The organism is Paenibacillus sp. FSL K6-2393 (assembly GCF_038002545.1).
Taxonomy (GTDB): Bacteria; Bacillota; Bacilli; order Paenibacillales; family Paenibacillaceae; genus Paenibacillus.
Genome location: NZ_JBBOCU010000001.1, coordinates 778,723 through 803,288, shown reverse-complemented (window position 1 = coordinate 803,288; position 24,566 = coordinate 778,723). Strand labels below are relative to the sequence as shown.

14 protein-coding genes, 1 tRNA gene and 3 rRNA genes are annotated in these 24,566 nt (G+C 47.7%); 1 reads left to right on the top strand and 17 read right to left on the bottom strand.

What is annotated here, in order from left to right; translation table 11 throughout:
* Positions 1-17 precede the first annotated feature (17 nt).
* The 9 genes from MHI14_RS03340 to MHI14_RS03300 all read right to left on the bottom strand — a co-directional run bounded on the left by MHI14_RS03340 (position 18) and on the right by MHI14_RS03300 (position 11,673).
* Positions 18-2,480, bottom strand: coding sequence for an ATP-dependent Clp protease ATP-binding subunit (locus MHI14_RS03340; RefSeq protein WP_062836200.1), 2,463 nt, complete (start codon positions 2,478-2,480; stop codon positions 18-20).
* Positions 2,481-2,669: 189 nt separating this feature from the next.
* On the bottom strand, positions 2,670-3,740 hold the full coding sequence (locus tag MHI14_RS03335; protein ID WP_036607140.1) for a protein arginine kinase: 1,071 nt from the start codon (positions 3,738-3,740) through the stop codon (positions 2,670-2,672).
* 28 nt (positions 3,741-3,768) lie between these two features.
* Positions 3,769-4,293: a UvrB/UvrC motif-containing protein gene (locus tag MHI14_RS03330; RefSeq protein ID WP_091039155.1), complete on the bottom strand. Its 525-nt coding sequence runs from the start codon at positions 4,291-4,293 to the stop codon at positions 3,769-3,771.
* A 31-nt stretch (positions 4,294-4,324) separates the two neighbouring features.
* On the bottom strand, positions 4,325-4,786 hold the full coding sequence (locus MHI14_RS03325; protein ID WP_036607135.1) for a CtsR family transcriptional regulator: 462 nt from the start codon (positions 4,784-4,786) through the stop codon (positions 4,325-4,327).
* A gap of 461 nt (positions 4,787-5,247) precedes the next feature.
* Complete coding sequence (locus MHI14_RS03320; RefSeq protein WP_341129893.1) at positions 5,248-6,423, bottom strand: GNAT family N-acetyltransferase; 1,176 nt, start codon at positions 6,421-6,423, stop codon at positions 5,248-5,250.
* 179 nt (positions 6,424-6,602) lie between these two features.
* A 5S ribosomal RNA gene (rrf, locus tag MHI14_RS03315) occupies positions 6,603-6,719 on the bottom strand.
* A 75-nt stretch (positions 6,720-6,794) separates the two neighbouring features.
* Positions 6,795-9,723, bottom strand: a 23S ribosomal RNA gene (locus tag MHI14_RS03310).
* 213 nt (positions 9,724-9,936) lie between these two features.
* Positions 9,937-10,012: transfer RNA gene (locus MHI14_RS03305), tRNA-Ala, on the bottom strand.
* Positions 10,013-10,120: 108 nt separating this feature from the next.
* Positions 10,121-11,673: ribosomal RNA gene (locus MHI14_RS03300) — 16S ribosomal RNA — on the bottom strand.
* The 16S, 23S and 5S rRNA genes sit together here with 1 tRNA gene alongside, the layout of an rRNA operon.
* Positions 11,674-12,384: 711 nt before the next feature.
* On the opposite strand from MHI14_RS03300, the gene MHI14_RS03295 reads away from it, so the two are divergent.
* Positions 12,385-13,758 carry a molybdopterin-dependent oxidoreductase gene (locus MHI14_RS03295; RefSeq protein ID WP_341129892.1) on the top strand — a complete coding sequence of 458 codons (1,374 nt, stop codon included), beginning with the start codon at positions 12,385-12,387 and terminating at the stop codon, positions 13,756-13,758.
* 129 nt (positions 13,759-13,887) lie between these two features.
* Here the strand turns inward: MHI14_RS03295 and ligA are convergent, their stop codons facing one another.
* From ligA to galU, 8 genes are all read right to left on the bottom strand, one after another.
* Complete coding sequence (gene ligA / locus MHI14_RS03290; RefSeq protein WP_133386045.1) at positions 13,888-15,903, bottom strand: NAD-dependent DNA ligase LigA; 2,016 nt, start codon at positions 15,901-15,903, stop codon at positions 13,888-13,890.
* 209 nt (positions 15,904-16,112) lie between these two features.
* Entirely contained in the window at positions 16,113-18,467 is a 2,355-nt protein-coding gene (pcrA, locus tag MHI14_RS03285) for a DNA helicase PcrA (protein WP_062837066.1), read from the bottom strand.
* A 487-nt stretch (positions 18,468-18,954) separates the two neighbouring features.
* Entirely contained in the window at positions 18,955-19,650 is a 696-nt protein-coding gene (locus MHI14_RS03280; RefSeq protein WP_340964602.1) for a heptaprenylglyceryl phosphate synthase, read from the bottom strand.
* Between the two features lie 115 nt (positions 19,651-19,765).
* Positions 19,766-20,641: a phosphatidylinositol-specific phospholipase C/glycerophosphodiester phosphodiesterase family protein gene (locus MHI14_RS03275; RefSeq protein WP_249912618.1), complete on the bottom strand. Its 876-nt coding sequence runs from the start codon at positions 20,639-20,641 to the stop codon at positions 19,766-19,768.
* A gap of 134 nt (positions 20,642-20,775) precedes the next feature.
* Positions 20,776-21,657, bottom strand: coding sequence for a dTDP-4-dehydrorhamnose reductase (rfbD, locus tag MHI14_RS03270; protein WP_341129891.1), 882 nt, complete (start codon positions 21,655-21,657; stop codon positions 20,776-20,778).
* Complete coding sequence (gene rfbB, locus MHI14_RS03265) at positions 21,654-22,679, bottom strand: dTDP-glucose 4,6-dehydratase (RefSeq protein WP_341129890.1); 1,026 nt, start codon at positions 22,677-22,679, stop codon at positions 21,654-21,656. Before rfbB ends, rfbD begins: the two co-directional genes overlap by 4 nt.
* A gap of 54 nt (positions 22,680-22,733) precedes the next feature.
* Positions 22,734-23,282: a dTDP-4-dehydrorhamnose 3,5-epimerase gene (rfbC, locus tag MHI14_RS03260; RefSeq protein ID WP_341129889.1), complete on the bottom strand. Its 549-nt coding sequence runs from the start codon at positions 23,280-23,282 to the stop codon at positions 22,734-22,736.
* A gap of 181 nt (positions 23,283-23,463) precedes the next feature.
* Positions 23,464-24,342, bottom strand: coding sequence for a UTP--glucose-1-phosphate uridylyltransferase GalU (gene galU / locus MHI14_RS03255; RefSeq protein ID WP_091036458.1), 879 nt, complete (start codon positions 24,340-24,342; stop codon positions 23,464-23,466).
* Between the last annotated feature and the right edge of the window lie 224 nt (positions 24,343-24,566).

Sequence of the window (24,566 nt, the reverse complement as noted above, 5' to 3'; positions counted from 1 at the left end):
CCAGTGCTTGCTGTATATTATTTGGTTTCGATTTCCTCATTCGAAGGAACAACCACGTCTTTTTTCGTAACAGACAGTGCACCGTTCTCTTCGTCGATGAGCAATGAATCCCCTTTGGTTACGTTACCTGTGAGCAACTCTTCAGACAATTTGTCCTCGATATGCTTCTGAATTGCCCGACGAAGCGGACGTGCACCGTAAGCTGGATCAAAGCCGGCTTTGGCAAGGAAGTCCTTCGCATTGTCGGTGAGTTCGAAGTCAACTTCGTATTCACGCAGCCGTTTGCGAAGTTCCTCACTCATGAGGGTAACAATCTCTGCAATGTGTTTCTGTTCCAGAGAGTGGAATACGATAATTTCATCAATCCGGTTAAGGAACTCTGGACGGAAGCTTTTCTTCAGCTCATCCATAACTTTACCCTTCATGTTATCGTAATCCGCACCTGCATCCACAACCGCTGTGAAGCCAAGTGTAGAGTTACGTTTGATCGCTTCGGCACCCACGTTGGATGTCAGGATAATCAGCGTATTCCGGAAGTCAACAACGCGACCTTTGGAATCTGTCAGACGACCATCTTCAAGCACTTGCAGCAAGATATTAAATACTTCTGGGTGTGCTTTCTCGATCTCATCAAGCAGGACTACGGAGTATGGTTTGCGACGAACTTTCTCTGTCAGCTGACCACCTTCTTCGTATCCAACATATCCTGGAGGCGCTCCGACGAGTCGGGAAGTTGAATGTTTCTCGCCATACTCAGACATATCAATCCGGATTACTGCATTTTCATCACCGAACATTGCTTCAGCCAGAGCACGAGCAAGTTCTGTTTTACCTACCCCAGTAGGACCGAGGAAGATGAATGAACCCATCGGACGTTTTGGATCTTTAAGTCCCGCACGAGCACGACGAACCGCACGGCTGACCGATTTCACAGCCTCATCCTGGCCAATGACACGTTCATGAAGAATCGATTCCAGATTCATCAGGCGTTGTGTCTCTTCTTCTTTCAGCTTGTTCACCGGAATTCCTGTCCAGTTGGCTACCACTTGTGCAATATCCTCAGGTGTTACTTCAGAATCCGTGCGACCTTGTTTTTCTTTCCACTGATTCTTCGTTACATCCAGCTCTTCACGGATTTTTTGTTCCGTATCACGAAGCGCTGCGGCTTTTTCGAACTCCTGGCTTTGAACTGCAGCGTCTTTTTCTTTACGGATATCTTCCAGACGGCTTTCCAGTTGTTTCAGGTTTGGTGGGATCGTGTAAGAGTTCAATCTTACTTTGGAACCCGCCTCATCAATCAGGTCAATCGCTTTGTCTGGCAGGAAACGGTCTGTGATGTAACGGTCAGACAGTTTAACCGCCTGTACAATCGCTTCGTCCGTAATTTTCACGCGGTGATGCGCTTCATAACGGTCACGCAAGCCATGCAAAATTTGAATCGCTTCTTCCGGAGAAGGCTGATCTACAGTAATCGGTTGGAAACGACGCTCAAGCGCTGCATCCTTCTCGATGTATTTACGATATTCATCCAGTGTTGTCGCACCGATACATTGCAGTTCTCCACGGGCCAGAGCCGGTTTCAAAATGTTAGAAGCATCGATGGCACCTTCAGCTCCGCCTGCACCAATCAAAGTATGCAATTCGTCGATAAACAGGACAATGTTACCTGCTTGGCGAATCTCATCCATGATTTTTTTCAGACGATCTTCGAACTCACCACGATATTTGGTTCCAGCGACTACTGAACCCATATCCAGGGTCATTACACGTTTGTCGCGCAATGTTTCCGGAATCTCATTTGCAATGATTTTTTGTGCAAGGCCTTCAGCAATCGCTGTTTTACCTACACCTGGCTCACCGATCAATACCGGGTTGTTCTTGGTACGACGGCTGAGCACTTGGATGACACGCTCAATTTCTTTGCTACGCCCAATGACTGGGTCAAGGTTATTCTCTCTGGCGTAAGCCGTGAGGTCACGTGCCAGACTGTCCAGTGTTGGTGTGCTGACATTGGCAGGTGTTCCATTATGACTGGATACAGCTTCACTGCTGCCAAGCAACTGTAACACTTGTTGACGTGCTTTGTTCAGGCTGATACCCAGGTTATTGAGCACACGTGCTGCAACACCCTCGCCTTCACGAATCAATCCGAGCAGGATATGCTCTGTGCCTACATAGGTATGGCCCAATTTACGAGCTTCATCCATAGACAGTTCAATTACTTTTTTCGCACGTGGCGTATATGCAATGTTGGTAGGTTGCTCTTGGCCACGGCCAATCAGCGTTTCTACTTCATCCTGAATTTTTTCCAATCCGAGTCCCAGGCCGATCAGTGCTTTGGCAGCGATGCCTTCGCCTTCACGAATGAGGCCGAGCAAAATATGCTCAGTACCGATGTTATTATGACCGAGACGGACAGCTTCTTCCTGCGCGAGTGCGAGCACCTTTTGGGCCCGTTCCGTAAATCTTCCAAACATCATATCTCCTGCACCTCCATGGTTTTGGATAAAACGAGGGTCATGTAATAAAATAACCGTCGTATTCTTCATATCATTTTTGTTTGCAGCCGTGCTGCGAATAAAGTCATTTGGCATTCGTACATGCCTTATTTATTATATAAAAGCCGCAATGCGGCATGAAACCATAATTCAATACAATATCAGGCTAAGCTAGGACTGCTTCGCTGCATTGATCGTATCACGAATCAACTGAGCACGATAGATGTCACGCTCATCTGTGCGCATATCTTCCCCGAATGTTTTCTGCAAAAATCCCGGCTGTGTCATCACATTCAACTCATTCATTACCGTGATGGACAATCCATCCAGTAAGCCGAGATCCACGCCAAGGCGTACATCCGATAAGCGCTGTGCAGCTTCCTTGGAATCAACAATAGCTGCATGAGACAATATGCCGTAAGAACGCATGACACGATCCGTAATCCGAAGTCTGGAGTCGGTAATTAACCGTTCTCTGGCTGTACGCTCATGACCTATCATCTGTAATACAACACCATGCAGGTTCTCGATGACTTCCTGTTCGGTCTGTCCCAATGTAATCTGGTTCGAGATCTGGAACAGGTTACCCATCGCCTCACTGCCTTCACCATATATCCCCCTTACAGTTAATCCCACTTGGGAAACTGCGGTTAGAATACGGCCTATCTGTTGCGTCATCACTAGGGCAGGCAAGTGCATCATAACCGATGCTCTAACACCTGTACCTACATTGGTAGGACAACTGGTTAAGTATCCTCTGCGATCATCAAAAGCATAGTCCACGTGCGCTTCAAAAGCATCATCTATTGCGGAAGCTTTCTCCCAGGCTTCTTTCACCTGGAACCCCGGATAGAGGCACTGGATACGAAGATGATCCTCTTCATTAATCATAATACTGACCGACTCATCCTCACTGAGAATAACCGCACCATTCCTGGATTCATTCGCAAGACTTGGACTGATGAGATGTTTCTCCACCAGCACCCGTTTGTCGAGTTCGTCAATATCGATCAGATCCAACGTATGAAAATCCCCAAAGGCATGAACGTCATCGTATTGAAGTACTTCGCTCAGCTTATTCAGCACCTCTTCCGATTGCTCATTGGAAGCCAGCATCGGAAACGGAACATGCTGAAGGTTGCGTGCAATCCGGACACGGCTGCTAATGACAATTTCGGAATCAGCCGCATCACTGCGCATCCAGTCGCTGAGCGCCTTCTCTGTAAAGCGCAGATTAGGCATTACGCATCCCTCCTACTCATGACAAACTTTACTCCTGAGCTATTCCTTTTTCAAGTCCTCTGATCTGGTCACGGATCTGAGCCGCCTCTTCAAATTCCTCTTGCGCGATGCTCTCCTGGAGCTCACGCTTCAGATCAGCGATTTGCCGTTTCACCTTGATGCGACCACCAGCTCGTGCAGGCACTTTGCCTACATGGGACGTACTACCATGAACCCGCTTGAACAAAGGGTCCAGACGGCTGTCAAAATATTTATAACATGAACTGCAGCCAAATCGGCCTATCTTGCTGAATTGTGAGTACGTCATACCACACTCTTCACACTGAAGTGCTTTTGCAGGTGGTGTTCCTGCCGATCCACTTTTGCTGGCTGGATCAAAATCAAGCAATCCGGACAACAAGTTGTGAATGGAAAACCCGCCTGCTGTTCCAGGGATCATTTCCCCTTTTTCACGGGCACATGACTCACAAATATGGAATTCCGTCTTCTCTCCATTTACGATTTTCGTAAAATGAAGTGTCGCCGGACGTTTATTGCATTCTTGGCACAGCATATTGATGTACCTCCTTTGACCCCGATAGTTTTCATTTACCGAGCAAAGATATTAACATCGCCTTCAACATTCTGGCACGAATTTGATCCCGGTAAGGAAGTTTGACTAATATAACCTCTCTAGATACAGCAGCTCGCATCAACCCGGCTTCCCGCTTGCTCAAGAAGCGTGCTTCTTCCAATTGATAGATCAAACCTTCGGCAGCTGTCTGCCCGATCTCTTCACCAATACTATGGTGCAAATGATTATGCAGAGCTGATTGGGCCGGTAATTCAATGCGCTGTATGCGAACATAACCACCACCGCCGCGTTTACTCTCTACCAGGTATCCCTTCTCGAGTGTAAAACGTGTGCTGATGACATAATTGATCTGGGAAGGTACACATGAGAATTGATCTGCCAGATCATTACGCTGAATTTCAACCATTCCTTCGGGACTTTCATGCAAAATACTCTTCAGATATCGTTCGATAATATCAGAGATATTACGCATCCAATCATCCTCCACTGTCTGAAACGTTAAGTCAATAAGGACCCACACGCCCCCACAGAGTACACCTTCTCTACCCATTTAACCAATCAGGAAAACAGCGAATCTTGCTTCCACAGGTATCAACAGGAGAGCGAAGGAAGCACGAAGGTCCTTTAATATTCCCTTGATCCTCCGATGAGATGAATCCCGTATATTGGCGATCATGCATCAGATTGTTGAAAGAAAGCTACTTAAGTATTAAACCTTTAGTTGACTTTGACTTTCTTTGACTTTATAACCATTATAGCATATTTTGTGGTTTTGCCAAGTGGGGTCACTATTCATTTTTTACGATTTTACACGAAATATTCCCCAGACACAAAAAAACCTCCCCAAAATTGCTGGAGAAGTCCATTTGTCTTTCGATCACGCCATATTTCTATATAAGCTAATCAAGTTAAATGGAGCAGTGGGAATAGTCATCAGAAGAAATCGAGCAAATAGGTTTCCCGTTCAGGAATCGCTTGTTCCAAAGCCTTAATTGCTGCTTCTGGTCCGTGAATTCTTCCGATCCGTGCCATTTCCGTTGGTCTGCGATACCCCATCAGCACTGCGGTAAGGGATTGAATATCCACCTTAATGGTCTGATCATCAGTAATTGGTTCTGAAGTTTTCCATATGGACGCTGTTCCATTCATCGCTACGTTTAATTGCCATACTCCTTCATTCCACGGAGCGTGGGTATCCTCTACCTGTAGAACAATCTGCACCGGTGAGTCCTGGCTTGCAAATGGATACTGGGATATAAACTGCTCTACACTAACGATACGCGCCATAAAATAAGGTACGATTTCTTGCTGAATCCGTGGGTTATCCAATTGGAAAGCAAGCGTATCACTGGCTGGTGCCTGCAACGTAACTTCCTGAATCATGGAATCATGGTTAGCAATGAAGGTCCACAGCCCTTGCCTAGCCTCTTCATTCAGATAGATGATCTCTTTAATGGTAAACTTATTTTCCTTAACCTCATATAAAAGATAACCTTGTGCTGCATCAGCTTCATCGTAATATACAGCCTTCTGGCTGGTCCCATTAACAAGAACTGAATTCTCCCACCTTGCATCATCCCGAACCAGAGTTCCGTTATAACGCTCAGCATAAGCACTGTATACTTCCTTTAATATGCTGAGACCTGGATCCCCACGCCGAATCGTTCCAGGTGTCGCCTTTTTCAGAGGCAAATGAGCTGTAGGTACTTTATAACGTTTAAATTCAACATAAGTCTCCCATCCATACTTCCGATAGAAACCAAAAGAGAATGGATGCAAGAACGATATACTTTGTTTGTTACGATTCATTTCTTCCAATGCATGCTTCAGCAGACCCGCTACCCAGCCTTTGCGTCTATACTCTGGCCAGGTGGCTACACCTGCAATACCGCCCATCTCGAACGATCTGCCATGAATATAGGTTTGAAAAGGGATTATGTGAAGTTTGGCTCCTAGCTGCCCGTCCTCATATACACCCCATATATCCTGTGACGAAAATTGACTCCGCCGTTTTTCTTTTTGTTCCTCACTCATTACCACCTGAAAAGCATATTCGGAGAGTGCCATAGCCGGTTCAAAATCATCTACCGTCAATTTCTGAATTTCCATGTCGTCCTACACCCCATTCGCTAGAGTTATTATCAATCCAAATCATGGCCTGATATGTGATATATGTACCCCTTAGAGTGTGTCAGAGGATTCTTACAAAGTCAAATAAGAGATGCTTACGCATCCCCTTAAATAAACAAATAAAAACCACCACCGAATAACATCGGCAGTGGTTCTTCGCTTGGCGGCGTCCTACTCTCCCAGGACCCTGCGGTCCAAGTACCATCGGCGCTAGAGGGCTTAACGGTCGTGTTCGGGATGGGTACGTGTGGAACCCCTCCGCCATCGCCACCAAACGCGTAGCTTACATTTCAGAGTGTTGTTCTCTGAAAACTAGATTCGAAACGAAACATGCGAATTATCACTTGCTATTGGATAAGCCCTCGACCGATTAGTACTGGTCAGCTCCATGCATTGCTGCACTTCCACCCCCAGCCTATCTACCTCGTCGTCTTCAAGGGGTCTTACATACTGGGAAATCTCATCTTGAGGGGGGCTTCACGCTTAGATGCTTTCAGCGTTTATCCCGTCCGTACATAGCTACCCAGCGGTGCTCCTGGCGGAACAACTGGTACACCAGCGGTACGTCCATCCCGGTCCTCTCGTACTAAGGACAGCTCCTCTCAAATTTCCTACGCCCACGACAGATAGGGACCGAACTGTCTCACGACGTTCTGAACCCAGCTCGCGTACCGCTTTAATGGGCGAACAGCCCAACCCTTGGGACCTACTTCAGCCCCAGGATGCGATGAGCCGACATCGAGGTGCCAAACCTCCCCGTCGATGTGGACTCTTGGGGGAGATAAGCCTGTTATCCCCAGGGTAGCTTTTATCCGTTGAGCGATGGCCCTTCCATGCGGTACCACCGGATCACTAAGCCCGACTTTCGTCCCTGCTCGACTTGTAGGTCTCGCAGTCAAGCTCCCTTATGCCTTTGCACTCTTCGAATGATTTCCAACCATTCTGAGGGAACCTTTGGGCGCCTCCGTTACTCTTTAGGAGGCGACCGCCCCAGTCAAACTGCCCACCTGACACTGTCCCCGCACCGGATTACGGTACCAGGTTAGAACCTAGATACGATCAGGGTGGTATCCCAACGTTGCCTCCACGCAAGCTGGCGCTCACGTTTCAAAGGCTCCCACCTATCCTGTACAGATCGTACCCAAATTCAATATCAAGCTGCAGTAAAGCTCCATGGGGTCTTTCCGTCTTGTCGCGGGTAACCTGCATCTTCACAGGTATTAAAATTTCACCGGATCTCTCGTTGAGACAGCGCCCAAGTCGTTACGCCATTCGTGCGGGTCAGAATTTACCTGACAAGGAATTTCGCTACCTTAGGACCGTTATAGTTACGGCCGCCGTTTACTGGGGCTTCGGTTCACAGCTTCGGGATTGCTCCCTAACCACTCCCCTTAACCTTCCAGCACCGGGCAGGCGTCAGCCCGTATACTTCGCCTTACGGCTTCGCACAGACCTGTGTTTTTGCTAAACAGTCGCTTGGGCCTTTTCACTGCGGCCCCCTCGTGCTATTCACACTACCGGGGCACCCCTTCTCCCGAAGTTACGGGGTCATTTTGCCGAGTTCCTTAACGAGAGTTCTTCCGCGCGCCTTAGAATACTCTTCTCGCCTACCTGTGTCGGTTTGCGGTACGGGCACCTTCACCTGGCTAGAGGCTTTTCTTGGCAGTGTGAGATCATGACCTTCGCTACTATAATTTTCGCTCCCCATCACAGCTCAGCCTTAATGATGTGCGGATTTGCCTACACATCAGCCTCACTGCTTAGACGGACATCCATCAGTCCGCGTCACTACCCTACTGCGTCCCCCCATTGCTCATAACGGCTTACGGTGGTACAGGAATTTCGACCTGTTGTCCTTCGACTACGCCTTTCGGCCTCGCCTTAGGTCCCGACTTACCCTGAGCGGACGAGCCTTCCTCAGGAACCCTTAGGCTTTCGGCGGATCAGATTCTCACTGATCTTTTCGTTACTCATACCGGCATTCTCACTTGTATAATGTCCAGCGCTCCTTACGGTACACCTTCAACCCTTATACAACGCTCCCCTACCCCTGATGCAAAGCATCAAGCCATAGCTTCGGTGGTGTGTTTAGCCCCGTTACATTTTCGGCGCAGAGTCACTCGACCAGTGAGCTATTACGCACTCTTTCAATGGTGGCTGCTTCTAAGCCAACATCCTGGTTGTCTGTGCAACTCCACATCCTTTCCCACTTAACACACACTTGGGGACCTTAGCTGATGGTCTGGGCTGTTTCCCTTTTGACAATGGATCTTAGCACTCACTGTCTGACTCCCGGAAGTAAGTCTATGGCATTCGGAGTTTGACTGAGCTTGGTAACCCTTGCGGGCCCCGCACCCAATCAGTGCTCTACCTCCACGACTCTGTTTTCCGAGGCTAGCCCTAAAGCTATTTCGGGGAGAACCAGCTATCTCCGAGTTCGATTGGAATTTCTCCGCTACCCCCACCTCATCCCCGCATTTTTCAACATGCGTGGGTTCGGGCCTCCAGTGCGTGTTACCGCACCTTCACCCTGGACAGGGGTAGATCACCCGGTTTCGGGTCTACGTCCACGTACTAAGTCGCCCTATTCAGACTCGCTTTCGCTGCGGCTCCGGCTCTTCACCTTAACCTTGCACGGGAACGTAACTCGCCGGTTCATTCTACAAAAGGCACGCCATCACCCCTAAAACGGGCTCTGACTTTTTGTAAGCACACGGTTTCAGGTTCTATTTCACTCCCCTTCCGGGGTGCTTTTCACCTTTCCCTCACGGTACTGCTTCACTATCGGTCGCTAGGAAGTATTTAGCCTTGGCAGATGGTCCTGCCGGATTCATACGGGGTTTCACGTGCCCCGCACTACTCGGGATCCGTCTCGGAGGGAACAGACTTTCAACTACAGGGCTTTTACCTTCTTTGGCGGGCCTTTCCAGACCTCTTCGCTTAACCGGTTCCTTTGTAACTCCATGTGAGACGTCCCACAACCCCAAAGAGCAAGCTCTCTGGTTTGGGCTTCTCCGCGTTCGCTCGCCGCTACTGACGGAATCACTATTGTTTTCTCTTCCTCAGGGTACTTAGATGTTTCAGTTCCCCTGGTATGCCTCTACATAACCTATGTATTCAGTTATGAGTAACTGGAAATTACCCCAGCTGGGTTTCCCCATTCGGACACCCCCGGATCAAAGCTTGCTTACAGCTCCCCGAGGCAGTTTCGTTGTTCGCCACGTCCTTCATCGGCTCCTAGCGCCTAGGCATCCTCCGTGTGCTCTTAGTAGCTTAACCATTTTGTTCCGGTTTCGGTCGCTCGCTTCCCTTGGTTTGGACTGCGTCCAAATCCAAAAGTCGCTCTCACCCGATACCATCACAAAAGCAATTTAACTACCTTTATACACTTGACTTGTTTGCACAAGTTCAGCTTAAAGGAATGTTCTAATTCGCGTTTGTTTCGTTTCGATATCTAGTTTTCAAAGAACAAGCCAAATAGATGAAATTGTTTGGTGGAGCCAAGCGGGATCGAACCGCTGACCTCCTGCTTGCAAGGCAGGCGCTCTCCCAGCTGAGCTATGGCCCCTCAAATTCCATCAAAACTGAACAAATGGATAAGTAACTGTGTTGCTGTTGCAGGTTCTAAGAACCTGCTTATTTGAATGTTTCCGTTGCAGGAAACGATTCTCCATAGAAAGGAGGTGATCCAGCCGCACCTTCCGATACGGCTACCTTGTTACGACTTCACCCCAATCATCTATCCCACCTTCGGCGGCTGGCTCCTTGCGGTTACCCCACCGACTTCGGGTGTTATAAACTCTCGTGGTGTGACGGGCGGTGTGTACAAGACCCGGGAACGTATTCACCGCGGCATGCTGATCCGCGATTACTAGCAATTCCGACTTCATGCAGGCGAGTTGCAGCCTGCAATCCGAACTGAGACCGGCTTTGTTGGGATTGGCTCCATCTCGCGATTTCGCAGCCCGTTGTACCGGCCATTGTAGTACGTGTGTAGCCCAGGTCATAAGGGGCATGATGATTTGACGTCATCCCCACCTTCCTCCGGTTTGTCACCGGCAGTCTATCTAGAGTGCCCACCCGAAGTGCTGGCAACTAAATATAAGGGTTGCGCTCGTTGCGGGACTTAACCCAACATCTCACGACACGAGCTGACGACAACCATGCACCACCTGTCTCCTCTGTCCCGAAGGAAAGGTACATCTCTGTACCGGTCAGAGGGATGTCAAGACCTGGTAAGGTTCTTCGCGTTGCTTCGAATTAAACCACATACTCCACTGCTTGTGCGGGTCCCCGTCAATTCCTTTGAGTTTCAGTCTTGCGACCGTACTCCCCAGGCGGAGTGCTTAATGTGTTAACTTCGGCACCAAGGGTATCGAAACCCCTAACACCTAGCACTCATCGTTTACGGCGTGGACTACCAGGGTATCTAATCCTGTTTGCTCCCCACGCTTTCGCGCCTCAGCGTCAGTTACAGCCCAGAGAGTCGCCTTCGCCACTGGTGTTCCTCCACATATCTACGCATTTCACCGCTACACGTGGAATTCCACTCTCCTCTTCTGCACTCAAGTCACCCAGTTTCCAGTGCGATCCGGGGTTGAGCCCCGGGATTAAACACCAGACTTAAATGACCGCCTGCGCGCGCTTTACGCCCAATAATTCCGGACAACGCTTGCCCCCTACGTATTACCGCGGCTGCTGGCACGTAGTTAGCCGGGGCTTTCTTCTCAGGTACCGTCACCTTGAGAGCAGTTACTCTCCCAAGCGTTCTTCCCTGGCAACAGAGCTTTACGATCCGAAAACCTTCATCACTCACGCGGCATTGCTCCGTCAGGCTTTCGCCCATTGCGGAAGATTCCCTACTGCTGCCTCCCGTAGGAGTCTGGGCCGTGTCTCAGTCCCAGTGTGGCCGATCACCCTCTCAGGTCGGCTACGCATCGTCGCCTTGGTGAGCCGTTACCCCACCAACTAGCTAATGCGCCGCAGGCCCATCCCCAAGTGACAGATTGCTCCGTCTTTCCAGTTTCCTTCAGGCGAAGAAAACAATTATTCGGTATTAGCTACCGTTTCCGGTAGTTGTCCCAAACTTGAGGGCAGGTTGCCTACGTGTTACTCACCCGTCCGCCGCTAAGTATCAAGGAAGCAAGCTTCCTATCAACTCCGCTCGACTTGCATGTATTAGGCATGCCGCCAGCGTTCGTCCTGAGCCAGGATCAAACTCTCCAATAAAGTATTGAAAAGAGCGATAAGCTCATTTTGAATCTGACGATTCATTGTGAATCAAAAGTTACTATCCATTTGTTCAGTTTTCAAGGAACTTGTATGTCCGTTTATGTTGATGTTTATCAACCAGACAGGAATCTTATCATATCATGTTAACTAACTTACTGTCAACACTTTGTTTTCGTCACCTTTCAAATGATTATGACAATCATTCGTTTGAAGCGACAAGAAATAATATATCATGTAGCGATTTATTTAGCAAGCATTTTTAATCTACCATTTGATATTATATAAATCTTCAACAACGCTATCTTGCCTTCAGCCTATATGCGGCACATTAACACAATATCTGAAACAAAAATGGAACCCTATTAAAGGCTACTTTATATCCAAGAAACATGTCCTTTCTATAATATTGATTTCTAAAACCATACGTAATAAGGATCTAGATGAAAGACAGCTAGAGTGCCCGATTGGGATAATGAGCCCTGCCCTCCTGTTGGTTTGAAGAAAGTGATCCAAAAACTCTATAATAAGGTATATAGATATAGAGATAAGGCTAAGCAATCAAGTGTACTTCTTCATACGTAGTTATGAACAATCGTTAATCGTCTCGTATGAGTACCTTTACACCGATAACGCACTCCATTTGCAGCTGGCTATTACATATTAAAGTTCTGAATAAACTCATTACTAACCTATATGGGGTGATCGCACTTGAAACAATGGTTGAAGAACATGCGCAAAGGTTATGGCAAAAAGTTGGTTTCCATCCATGCTTGGAATGCCTGGATTGTTGTGATCCTTGCTATATCAGGTCTTATGCTGGTAGGCGGCTTTTGGCGAGAGATACTCGGAATCGGTCGTGTCTGGTTAAAATGGCTACATATCATCGTTGGTCTAGCTATGCTGGCACCCGTAGTATATTACTTGATTTTGGCCGGAAAGCACTGGAAACAGCTTCGTAATAGACCTTGGCAAAGGGTGAACACCATCTTTGTTCTTGCGCTGCTGGTAGGCTGGCTACTCTCGGGTATTTTGTTATGGCAGTTCAAGCTAGCTGGACCTCGATGGTCGAATGCTGCACTTTTGATCCATGACCTGCTGACTTGGGTGGGCTTACCTTATATTATCTATCACTCCATCACTCGGACCAAATGGTTAAAGGACCCTGCACGTCGTGCGGTTAAAACTACTACAACTTCAACAAAAACTCAAAATATTGCTGATCCATCTGATTCAATATCGGATGAAAAAGAAACTCCGGCTGCTATATCTTCTTCACAGTTTGATCGCAGTTCCGAGAGAGATCCCCTCAAATCTGAGGAGCGACCTCAACCGTTGTATACACGACGAGCTTTCATCCGTTCTGCTGTGGGGGTTGGTCTCGCCGTGACTCTTGGACCTACTTTTATATCCTGGGTAGGACGAAATCTCAAGATCGATAATAGTATTGATAGCATGCTGGAGAACGATCCTAACCGTATGGTTCCTCTGCCACAACCGCTGTCTGCCTCTTCACCTCCCATTGGAGGCGGAGCTGAAGGTCATTTCCGCGTATATACGGTTACGCCCATACCGTCCTTCTCCAATGCTAACTGGTCTTTTCGAATTGATGGGTTGGTTGAACGGGCACAGGTATGGAACTGGGAACAATTCGTGAAGCTCGCTCGTACCGTACAGGTTAGTGATTTCCACTGTGTAACGGGCTGGTCTGTATATAAGAATACCTGGGAAGGCATTTCTCTTGCACAGCTTTTGAAACAAGCCGGGGTCAAACCGGAAGCTCATAGTGTGAAGTTTTATTCCGGTGATGGTGTATATACAGATGCGATTACGATGGATCAAGCACAAATGGAAGATATTATGGTCGCTGTCATGCATGATGGCAAACCCATCCCGGCTGATCTTGGCGGTCCGGTACGGCTCGTCATTCCTCAGATGTATGCCTATAAATCAGTAAAATGGTTAAATCGCATTGAACTCATCGACAGCGAACATATCGGTTACTGGGAAGAGCGAGGGTATGATAAGGATGCATGGCTTACAGGCGCATCTCAACGTATCCCTAACAATTTAAGTGGATCATGATAAGATAAGATTGATGAGCGTTCATTCGTTGTATCAAATAATTCAATAAACAGCAAAAGCCCCCGATCACATATTCGTGTCTTCGGGGGCTTTATTATATGAGCTCTTCTGTTAATTCATCCTTTAACCCTAGGGATTCAAAAGACGTACAAGTTCGTCCTCATCCTCAATCGTTGGAATACCGAGATCATGGGCTTTGGTTAGTTTACTACCTGCCTTCTCTCCGGCAATAACCAGATCTGTCTTTTTCGACACACTGCCAGTCACCTTCGCTCCGAGCGCTTCCAGTCTTTGCGTCGCCTCTTCCCGCGTCAATTGGTGCAGCGTTCCGGTCAAGACGACCGTTTTACCACTGAAAAAGGAATCTTCCACAACAGCAACGGCTGGCGCCTCAGGTGCCTGAGCTTTCACACCCAAGTTGAGCATCTTCTCAATTGCAGCCTGTGTAAACGGATCTGCAAAGAAAGTTACGATGCTCTCCGCCACAATACCACCGACGTCAGGTAGTTCAACCAATTCTTCTACGGTTGCATTCATAATGGCGTGCAGATCTCGGTAATGATCAGCCAGCATGCGCGTTGTAGATTTACCTGTGTTCGGAATACCCAGTGAGTATAAGAAGGAAGCCAAGTCTCTATCTTTACTAAGCTCAAGCGCAGCGATAAGGTTGTTCGCTTTCTTTTCCCCAAACCGCTCCAGCTTCACCAGATCATCAAACTGTAACGTATACAGGTCAGCAGGCTCACGTACATTCAATTCATCATACAGCTGAATCGCCGTTTTCTCACTGAACGTCTCGATGTCCATGGCATCACGGGAAGCAAAATGGGAAATACGTGCCACCGTTTGCGGTTTACACGCAAGTCTATTGTTACAGAACAGATGCGCTCCGCGTTGCTCCAGTGGGAATCCACATGCAGGACACTGCTCAGGGAAGACGATCTCCTCGCCATCACTCTCCTCCGTCACTTTACCCAGAATTTCAGGAATGACGTCGTTGGAGCGACGAATAAAGACCCGTGTGCCCAGAGCAAACTTCAGATTTTTGCGCTCAATATCGCCGACATTGTTCAGCGTACAGTTCTGTACCGTTACTCCGGCAAGTTCAACCGGTTCTACGCGTGCCAACGGAGTTACTTTGCCAGTACGGCCCACATTCCATACCACAGCATTAAGAACCGTCGTGGTCTCTTCTGCCTCGAATTTATATGCCACCGCCCAGCGAGGGAATTTATCGGTATAACCCAACACCTCGCGGGTGCGCATGTCCGTAATTTTGATAACAGCTCCATCGATCAGATAATCCAACTGACCCCGGTTCTCCTGAATCGCAGCCAATTGTTCCATCACATCATCAAACTCATGGAAATAAGTAATCGACGGATTAACTTTGAAGCGGTTCTCACGCAGGAAGTCCATCATCTGCTGATGATTGGTAAACTGAACGTCATCCGAATAACCTACGTTATAAAAGTAAGCATTCAGCCGACGCTCAGCCGTCGCCTTTGGATTCAGGTTACGCAGTGCTCCCGCTGCTGCATTCCGCGCATTCTTGAGCGGTTCTGCCGCCGTCTCATTGTATCGATCCAGGACAGACAGGTTCATAATGCCTTCACCCTGTACTTCAATCGTACCGCTTGTATAAGGAATTTTGAGCGGAACGGAGCGGATTGTTCTCACCTGTGCCAAAATACCTTCACCTACAGTACCGTTACCACGCGTAGAGGCTTGTACCAACTCACCGTTGGTGTACGTCAGGTTCAGCGTCAATCCGTCAAACTTCAACTCAATGACATAACCTGGTTCCGGTAAAGGCGTATCCGGATTTTTACTGTTATAGTCGTTAATCAGTTTCAGTACACGGGTATTCCAGCTGCGCAACTGCTCAATATTCTGCGCTTTGTCCAGACTCCATAATGAGGATAAATGGCGATGTGGGGTAAACCCCTTGAGCAGTTCGCCGCCCACACGCTGTGTTGGAGAATCAGGCAGAACCATGCCGCTTTCCTGTTCCAGCGTAACCAGTTCATCGTACAGAAGATCATACTCCTTATCGCTGATCTGTGGCTGATCCATCGTGTAGTACTGATAATTATGCTGGTTCAGCTCGGTAACGAGTTGCTCCATCCGGTGCATCGGGTCCATACAGGGCCATCCCTCCGTTAATTTGATCTATGTAGAACGAACACTCCTATTGCACTTGGACTGCGATAACAGAATAATTTCCGATCGCTGTTATCCCCGGATTTCTTTTATTCATTTTAAAAGGTAGAAATCCAGGGATAAAGGCGAACGCCTTGCTTCTTCAAGTTATTTCTGTTCTCTCCGTTATCGTGCAAAAGGAAGTTTCGTTCTTATTCCACTTTCGTAATCGGGGCAAAACCGGCAAGCAGACGTTTCACGCCAACCGGAGCCGGGAAGGCAATCTGCAGTTCGGTATCATTACCAGTCCCTTTTACTGCAACAATTGTGCCTGTCCCCCATTTGCCATGCTGCACTTTGTCCCCTGCCTTGAATCCTGCTTCACCATTAGAAGCCACCGGCTTGGAAGCAGATGATGGCGTAGAGTATGTCGGGCGGGAGGTACTCGTAGTCACACGCGAAGTTGGCGTGGATGAGGTAGCAGATGAACCGCTCTTGCTTTGGTGATCAAAGAGCTTGGTGCCACCACCGAAGTTACTTCCTCCACTAGAACCTAGTCCACGTCCACCATATGAGCCGCCTCCGCTACTGCCGCGGCGGTAACGATCACGAGCCATGGAAGTGTCTTCCTTCAGCTCATCCGGAATTTCGTCCAGGAAGCGGGAAGGTGGATTCGCTGTGGTACGTCCAAACAAGGTACGCATCTGGGCACACGACAGGAAAAGTTGCTCTTCTGCACGAGTAATCCCCACATAAGCAAGTCGGCGTTCTTCCTCCAACTCTTCATTATCCATAAAGGCCCGGCTGTGAGGGAAGACGCCTTCCTCCATACCCACGATAAAGACCACCGGGAACTCCAGACCTTTGGCGCTGTGCATGGTCATCAGGGTAACAGCGTCGCTCTGATCCTCTTCATCATCGTTCATGCTGTCGATGTCAGCAATCAATGCAAGATCGGTGAGGAACGATACGAGCGTTTTGTCTTCATTATTTTTCTCAAATTCCATCGTTACCGACAGGAACTCCTCAATGTTCTCCAGCCGTGCACGGGATTCGAGTGTGTTTTCATTTTGCATCTCGAGACGGTATTGGCTCATCTCAAGAATCTTCTCGGTCAATTCAGTTACAGACAGATATTCTACCATCTGATGCAACGCAGCGATCATGTCATAGAACTCCACCAGCGCATTACGCGTACGGCCAGCAAAACCAAGATCATCCACGACCTGCAGTACTCGGAAAATGGAAATTCCACGCTCTCCTGCCGCAGCCGCCAGCTTCGCTACTGTTGTATCACCAATGCTACGCTTCGGTACATTAATGATCCGGGTAAGGCTGATATCATCGTCGGGGTTGGATAACAGGCGCAGATACGCCAGAATGTCCTTGATCTCTTTACGATCATAGAACTTGATGCCGCCGACAATCTGATACGGAATATCAGACTTGATCAAAATTTCCTCTATAACCCGGGACTGGGCGTTGGTACGGTACAAAATGGCATGGTTCTGATAGGATTTGCCGTTTTTCACATTTTTACTAATCTCGGAGGTAACAAAATACCCCTCATCATGTTCGGAATCCGCACGGTATACCTTGATCTTCGAACCACCCTCTTTGTCCGTCCACAGTTTCTTCGGTTTACGCCCTGTATTCAGGCCAATCACTTCATTCGCTGCATTCAGGATATTGGAAGTTGAACGATAGTTCTGCTCCAGCAAAATCGTGTTTGCTTCTGGATAGTCTTTCTCAAAGTTCAGGATATTGCTGATATCCGCCCCGCGCCAGCGATAGATCGATTGGTCACTATCCCCTACAACGCAGATGCGGTGGTGGCTGTCAGCGAGCATGCGGCACAGCATGTACTGTGCACGGTTCGTATCCTGATACTCGTCCACGTGAATGTACTGGAATTTCTTTTGGTAAAAGTCGAGGACTTCAGGTACTTCCTTGAACAGTTGAATAGTCTGCATAATGAGATCATCAAAATCAAGTGAGTTGTTGGCTCTTAACCGTTTCTGGTACATCTTATATATCTTCGCTACAATACCCTCGAAATAGTCTCCTGCCTGCTTCTCATATTGCTCCGGACTGATCAGTTCATTCTTGGCCGTGCTCATCATCGATTGAACTGCTTTGGGCTCGAATTTCTTGGTATCGATATTCTGGTCTTTCATACAGCTGCGAATTACAGATAATTGGTCCGATGAATCCAAAATACTGAAGTTGGAGGTAAAGCCAATACGTTCAATATCACGACGCAGAATTCGCACACACATGGAGTGGAACGTGGATACCCAAATGTCGCGGCCTTGGGAGCCACCAACCAGTTGGGATACACGGTCTTGCATCTCACGAGCGGCTTTGTTCGTAAATGTAATCGCTAAAATGCCCCACGGGGGCGCTTTCCGTGTTGCAATGAGGTAGGCAATCCGGTGTGTCAGCACCCGGGTTTTGCCGGAGCCCGCTCCCGCCATAATCAGCAGTGGGCCATCCGTCGCCTCGACGGCTTGCCGTTGGGGGGTGTTAAGCCGTGCAACGGCATCATGTATATTTACAGGTTGCATGCATGCATGCTCCTTTCGTTGGTTGGTCGGTATAAGTGAGCTATCGTTTACACTCGTCACTACGATGACAGAATAATCTTCCGATCGCTGTTATTCCCGGATTTTTCGATCTACTTTTCAAAGGTGAAAATCCGGGAATAAAGGCGCACGCTCCGCTTCTCCAGCTTATTTCTGTCCTCTTCGTTCTCGTGTAAAAATAGTTTAACTTATAATTAAGGGTAGTTGAAATCACAAGAGAGAACACTTCGTTTCTTCAGATTGCTTCTGCATTCTCCGTTTCTGTGTAAACATAGTTCCTCTATACGAATTGTTGGTAAGAGGTGAAAATCCGGGAATAAAGGCGAACGCATCGCTTCGTCAGCTTACTTCTCTCCTCTTCGTTCTCGTGTAAACGACATACGCTCATATAACTTCTTTAATTAGTAAGGGCAAAGTTCTATTTTAACAGATCATAAGGGGAAAATGGGGGAATGGTAAACTAAACCGATTATATGGTACCTTTTACAGCCAACACCGTCTCAAGTGCCTTATTCAAATCGCTATACACAATGTTACCTACCACGATGGTATCTGCCACCTGGGCAGCTTGCGAGGCTTTCTCCGGATCATCAATTCCACCGCCGTAGATGAGGTGTGCCCGCTCCAATTGTCTGTGTGTCTCACCAACAAGCTCCATATCTCCGAACGTTCCGCTGTACTCCATATATACAATGGGAAGATTGAGCAGACGCTCCGCAGCCTGGGCATATGCCACCGCAGCTCCTGTCGTCAGATCCGTATCTGCACCAGTCAACCGCGCTACCGTGGAGTTTGCATTAAGCACAATATAACCCTCGGCAATCAGCAGATCCCAAGGGATAAGATAACCATAACGCTCTATGGCTTGCTGGTGGTGCCCAATCATCCATTTGCTGTCCGTTGCATTCAGGACCATGGGGATCAGATATCCGTCAAACCCGGGAACAACGGCCTCCAGATCAGATACTTCAAGCACACAGGGCAACTCATAGCGACGCACACGGGACATCAGGTCTACCGTGTTATCATAAGTAATTCCGGAAGATCCGCCGACGATAATTGCATCGGTCCCCGACATGCAGACCAGATCAAGTTCTTCGTCCGTAATCTCCCGGTCCGGGTCAAGCTTAAATACATGTCTCCACTGCTTAATCATGTCTATCAACGAACATTCCTCCAGAAGTTCTTCTGCATCCTAGAAAGCTTGTAAACTAAGTCTAAGTCAGCAGACAGTGAGTGTCAATGTTCGTATAAAAAGGGGAACAGAAAAACATGAATTTTCACGGTTTCCAGGCAAAACGTGTATTCATCTCGTCCAACTCCTGCTCCGTCAGCACGTCCGAGTACACCCCGTACACGCCCCATTTCTCATAGTTAGCCACCTGTTCAGTGTCATTGATAGTATGCACGTAGGTGACTGAGCCTGCACTATTCAGCTTGGCGACGAAATTCTGGTTTACTTTATATTCCGGCATAGTCACGGCATCAATATCATTCTTTTGTACAAAATCAACGACCTGATCTTCTGTATCCTGTGTGGCATATAACGTATAGATAATGGAAGGGAATGCATAGACTTCTTTCACCGTTTCAAGCATCGGTTCGTTATAGATCTGTACAACCACTCGATCCAGCACGGATGGATCATGTTCTTTGGCAGCATCCACGAGGGATCTTAACACCTGCTGTATATCCTCATCCTTCTGTTCCTTGGTGTCGGTTACGATATACATATCCGGGTACTGAGCCAGTACATCTATAATGCCATCGGCATCCATGGGTTGGTACATGCCCAAGATTGGCGTATCCATGAATTCATCATGTGTCAACGCTCCGGCCTGTTTTTCCTCGGGAAGCTCTTGGTCCTGTCCTAGCATTTTACTCATATTAGCGGTCCACTCATGTCTGGCTACGGCTTTGCGATCCGATGTCAGCATAAAGTCGATCTCAAAAACACGTGTGCCTTTCTCGTAATTGGCAATCATCGCTTCATAGGCGTTGGTATATGGTTGATCACGAATGCTGCCCATGGCGTGGGCGATTAATCTATAAGCGGTAAATCCGTCCCGTTGTTCCTCACTCTCACTTTCATAGGCGAAAAAGAGTGTGCCCACGGTAACGATCAGTAGTATTAACACGGCGGCAATGCGTTTCATATCACATTCACATCCTCAGTACCTTTTTGATAGCTAACTACCCGAATTGATGAGGTGTAAAACAAAATAGCCGCCCGAGGCGGCTGTTAAATGGTGGATAGACTGTGGGAATAAAGTAAGGGCCATCGACATGCTCAGTCCTTTTGCAGTACACTCAACTCTTTCAAAAATGCAATCAGCGCCTCACGCCAAGGTCTCAGAGGTTCCAGACCGTTCGTTCGAATCGCCAGATGATCCATCACCGAGTATGCAGGACGAGGGGCTGGCCGCGGAAACTGATCGGTTGTGCATGGAGTAAGTTCGGCTGTCGGCTCGAACCCAATCTGTTTACCGGCTTCCTCTCTTATTGCCTGTGCAAACTCGTACCATGTGCAAGTTCCTGAATTGGAGGCATGATAGATGCCATACTTCTCACTCGTAGAAAGGGTATGAATGAATCGGGCAAGATCCACCGTATAGGTAGGCGAACCTTGTTGGTCATGAACAACTTGCAATTGTGGACGTTTCGCCATAAGTTCCAGCATGGTTTTGACAAAATTACTGCCATACACGCCAAACACCCATGATGTTCGGATGATAAACCATTGCGTGCACAAACTTTGAACCAGCCGTTCCCCAGCAAGCTTCGACTTGCCATAAACACTCTGCGGATTCGTTACATCGTATTCTCGGTATGGTGTACTACCACTCCCATCAAATACATAATCCGTACTGATATATACCAGTTTTGCTTTCACACTCTCGGCGGCAACCGCAATATTTCTAGTACCTGATGCATTGATTGCGTATGCTGTATCCTCATCTACCTCAGCCTGATCGACCGCTGTGTAAGCAGCGCAGTGAATTATGATGTGGGGTCGGAACGTCTTAATCATATCTGTGCACTGCTGTTGATCGGTAATATCCATCTGGTTTTTGTCACAGGCCAATACCTGATGACCCTCTGCTTCGAAGGTCTTCACCACATCATAACCCAGCTGTCCCGCCGCGCCAGTCACCATAACTCTATAGTTCATTTGGACGAATCACCCATCCGCTTGCCATACTGAAGCTGAACATAGTCCTGATACGTGACTGATTGAATTCTCGTCCACCAATCTTGATGTTTCAGATACCATTGGATCGTCTCCTTGATCCCTGTCTCAAAATTGTGTGCAGGTTGCCAGCCGAGCTCTGTACGTATCTTGGTAGGATCTATACCGTAACGTCGGTCATGACCCAATCGATCGTGTACATATTGAATCAAACTCGCAGGTTTACCCAGTTGCTCCAATACGCTCTCCACAATGTAAATATTAGTACGTTCATTATTACCACCAATGTTGTATACCTCTCCAGATTGTCCATTATGAATCACCAGATCAATCGCGCTGCAGTGATCCTCGACATACAGCCAGTCACGAATATTGAGCCCGTCACCATATACTGGGATGGCTTCATCATTCAATGCACGGGATATAATCAGCGGAATCAGTTTCTCCGGGAACTGAAAAGGTCCGTAGTTATTAGAGCAACGTGTAATATTTACAGGAAGTCCAAATGTTTCATGATAGGCTCTGACGAGCAGATCCCCGCCAGCTTTACTTGCAGAGTAAGGACTGTTAGGCATCAGAGGGGTTTCTTCAGTAAATAAACCTGTTGCACCTAGTGATCCATATACCTCATCTGTCGATACCTGAACAAATTTGGTGACTTGATATTTCTTTGCCGCATCCAATAGAACCTGAGTACCCATCACATTGGTACGCACAAAGATATCCGGGGACAGAATACTTCGATCCACATGAGACTCGGCAGCGAAATTCACAACCACATCAATGCCTTGGGAAAAAACAGCTTCCATCTGCTGTACATCTGCAATATCTGCTTTGATGAAGGTATATTGGGGATTGGACTCTACTGTATGCAAGTTCTCCAAGTTCCCCGCATACGTTAATGCATCCACATTGATAATCTCATAACTCGGATGTTCACGAAGCATATATAATACAAAGTTGCTGCCGATAAATCCGGCCCCACCCGTAACCAGTAGTTTCATGCTGTCTCTCTCCCTCTGCCTCCAGATACAGAAGTATCTGAAAAGTCTGATTAATTAGTCGAAGTTCAGTTCAGCATCTTTCAGTAAAGGATGCTTCTGATCCTTCTCCGATAATATAGGTTTCGTCACAGGCCAATCAATGGCGAGCGCAGGATCGTTCCACAGAATTCCACGGTCATGTTCAGGCGAATAATAGGCGTCTACCTTATAAGTTACCTGGGAATGAGGCACCAAGGTGCAGAAACCATGAGCAAATCCTTGAGGAACAAGCAGTTGCCGCTGGTTGTACTCACTTAGAATGACACTTTTCCATTGGCCAAAGGTAGGGGATGACGTGCGGACATCCACAATCACATCATATATAGCCCCTGATATAACCCTCACCAATTTAGTCTGTGCTTTGGGCTGGAGCTGGTAATGAAGCCCACGGAGAACACCCGCTTCAGCCGATAAGGATTGATTGTCCTGAATAAAGACGTGCTGTATTCCCTGTTCATGCAGAATCTGCTCATTATAACTCTCCATAAAATATCCACGGTGATCACCATAAACCTTGGGTTCCAAGATGGCAGCGCCATCCATAAACAGCGGAAGTACCTTCATGACATCCCTCCGTTTTGCTGTTAACATCATTTCTTCATATTGACTATGTATATGTAAAGTGTCGGGTAAGTGTTTGTTCATTGGCCTGTATAACCCTCATATTTACTCTTCCATAAAATAAATTAAAGTCCAGCCGCGATATCATTCTTCGGCTGGACTTCAAGGGCATGCGGAAAACCATTTATTGATCCTTTACGACCTGTTCCAAATACTTTAAGAGATCTGTCCGTAGATCCGGTCGCTGCAACGCGTAGTGAATCGATGTCTCAATAAAGCCCAACTTCTCACCAACATCATGGCGTAGTCCGTCAAAATGATATGCGAGAATCTGCCGCTGTTCATTCAATCGGGACAAGGCATCCGTGAGCTGAATTTCGCCCCCAACGCCAGCCGATTGTTGACCTAGTATCTCGAAGATATCTGGTGTAAGAATATAACGTCCCATAATAGCAAGGTTCGAAGGGGAATCTTCAGTCTTTGGTTTCTCAATTAAGCGGCGCGCGCGAAAGACACGATCATCGGTAGGAGTCAGCAATTCTCCGTCTACAATCCCGTAGCGGGATACCTCGCTCCAATCAACAGGCTGTACACCAACAATCGGAGATTGCAGTTCATCGTAGACATCGATCATCTGCTTCAGGCAGGGATGGTCGGCTTCCACAATGTCATCCCCTAACAGGACGGCAAAAGGCTCGTTGCCGATAAACTTGCGGGCGCACCAGATGGCGTGACCAAGTCCCTTCGGTTCCTTTTGACGGATATAATGGATATCTGCCATCTCGGAGGGTTTGCGTACTTCGTTAAGCAAGTCCCACTTCTGTTTGTCCGCGAGATTCTGCTCCAGCTCGAATGAATAGTCGAAGTGATCTTCAATAGCCCGCTTCCCTTTACCTGTCACAATAATGATATCTTCAATGCCTGAAGCTACGGCTTCTTCAATAATATACTGGATCGTTGGCTTGTCCACGATGGGCAGCATTTCCTTAGGCATCGCCTTGGTGGCAGGCAGAAACCGGGTACCCAGCCCTGCAGCTGGAATAATCGCTTTGCGAATACGCACACGAACCCACTCCTTTTGCTAGATAAGTTGAACTAAAGATTATTTACACTGACACTACGATGACAGAACAACCTTCCAATCGCTGTTACCCCCAGATTTTTTTCATTCCCTTTTTTAAAGGGGAAAATCCGGGGATAGCGTATGCTTCCGATGCAGCTTTCTTTCAGAAAGCTTTTAGGCGAACGCTTCGCTTTTTCAGGTTATTTCTGTCCTCTCCGTTATCA

What these genes read in the sequence shown, in the direction of transcription:
- MHI14_RS03275 (WP_249912618.1), bottom strand. Translation starts at nt 20,641, where the DNA reads ATGAAACGCATTGCCGCCGTGTTAATACTACTGATCGTTACCGTGGGC.
- MHI14_RS03320 (WP_341129893.1), bottom strand. Translation starts at nt 6,423, where the DNA reads ATGGAAATTCAGAAATTGACGGTAGATGATTTTGAACCGGCTATGGCA.
- rfbD (WP_341129891.1), bottom strand. Translation starts at nt 21,657, where the DNA reads ATGAACTATAGAGTTATGGTGACTGGCGCGGCGGGACAGCTGGGTTAT.
- ligA (WP_133386045.1), bottom strand. Translation starts at nt 15,903, where the DNA reads ATGGACCCGATGCACCGGATGGAGCAACTCGTTACCGAGCTGAACCAG.
- MHI14_RS03330 (WP_091039155.1), bottom strand. Translation starts at nt 4,293, where the DNA reads ATGCTGTGCCAAGAATGCAATAAACGTCCGGCGACACTTCATTTTACG.
- MHI14_RS03340 (WP_062836200.1), bottom strand. Translation starts at nt 2,480, where the DNA reads ATGATGTTTGGAAGATTTACGGAACGGGCCCAAAAGGTGCTCGCACTC.
- MHI14_RS03325 (WP_036607135.1), bottom strand. Translation starts at nt 4,786, where the DNA reads ATGCGTAATATCTCTGATATTATCGAACGATATCTGAAGAGTATTTTG.
- rfbC (WP_341129889.1), bottom strand. Translation starts at nt 23,282, where the DNA reads ATGAAGGTACTTCCGCTGTTTATGGATGGCGCTGCCATCTTGGAACCC.
- rfbB (WP_341129890.1), bottom strand. Translation starts at nt 22,679, where the DNA reads ATGAAACTACTGGTTACGGGTGGGGCCGGATTTATCGGCAGCAACTTT.
- MHI14_RS03335 (WP_036607140.1), bottom strand. Translation starts at nt 3,740, where the DNA reads ATGCCTAATCTGCGCTTTACAGAGAAGGCGCTCAGCGACTGGATGCGC.
- pcrA (WP_062837066.1), bottom strand. Translation starts at nt 18,467, where the DNA reads ATGCAACCTGTAAATATACATGATGCCGTTGCACGGCTTAACACCCCC.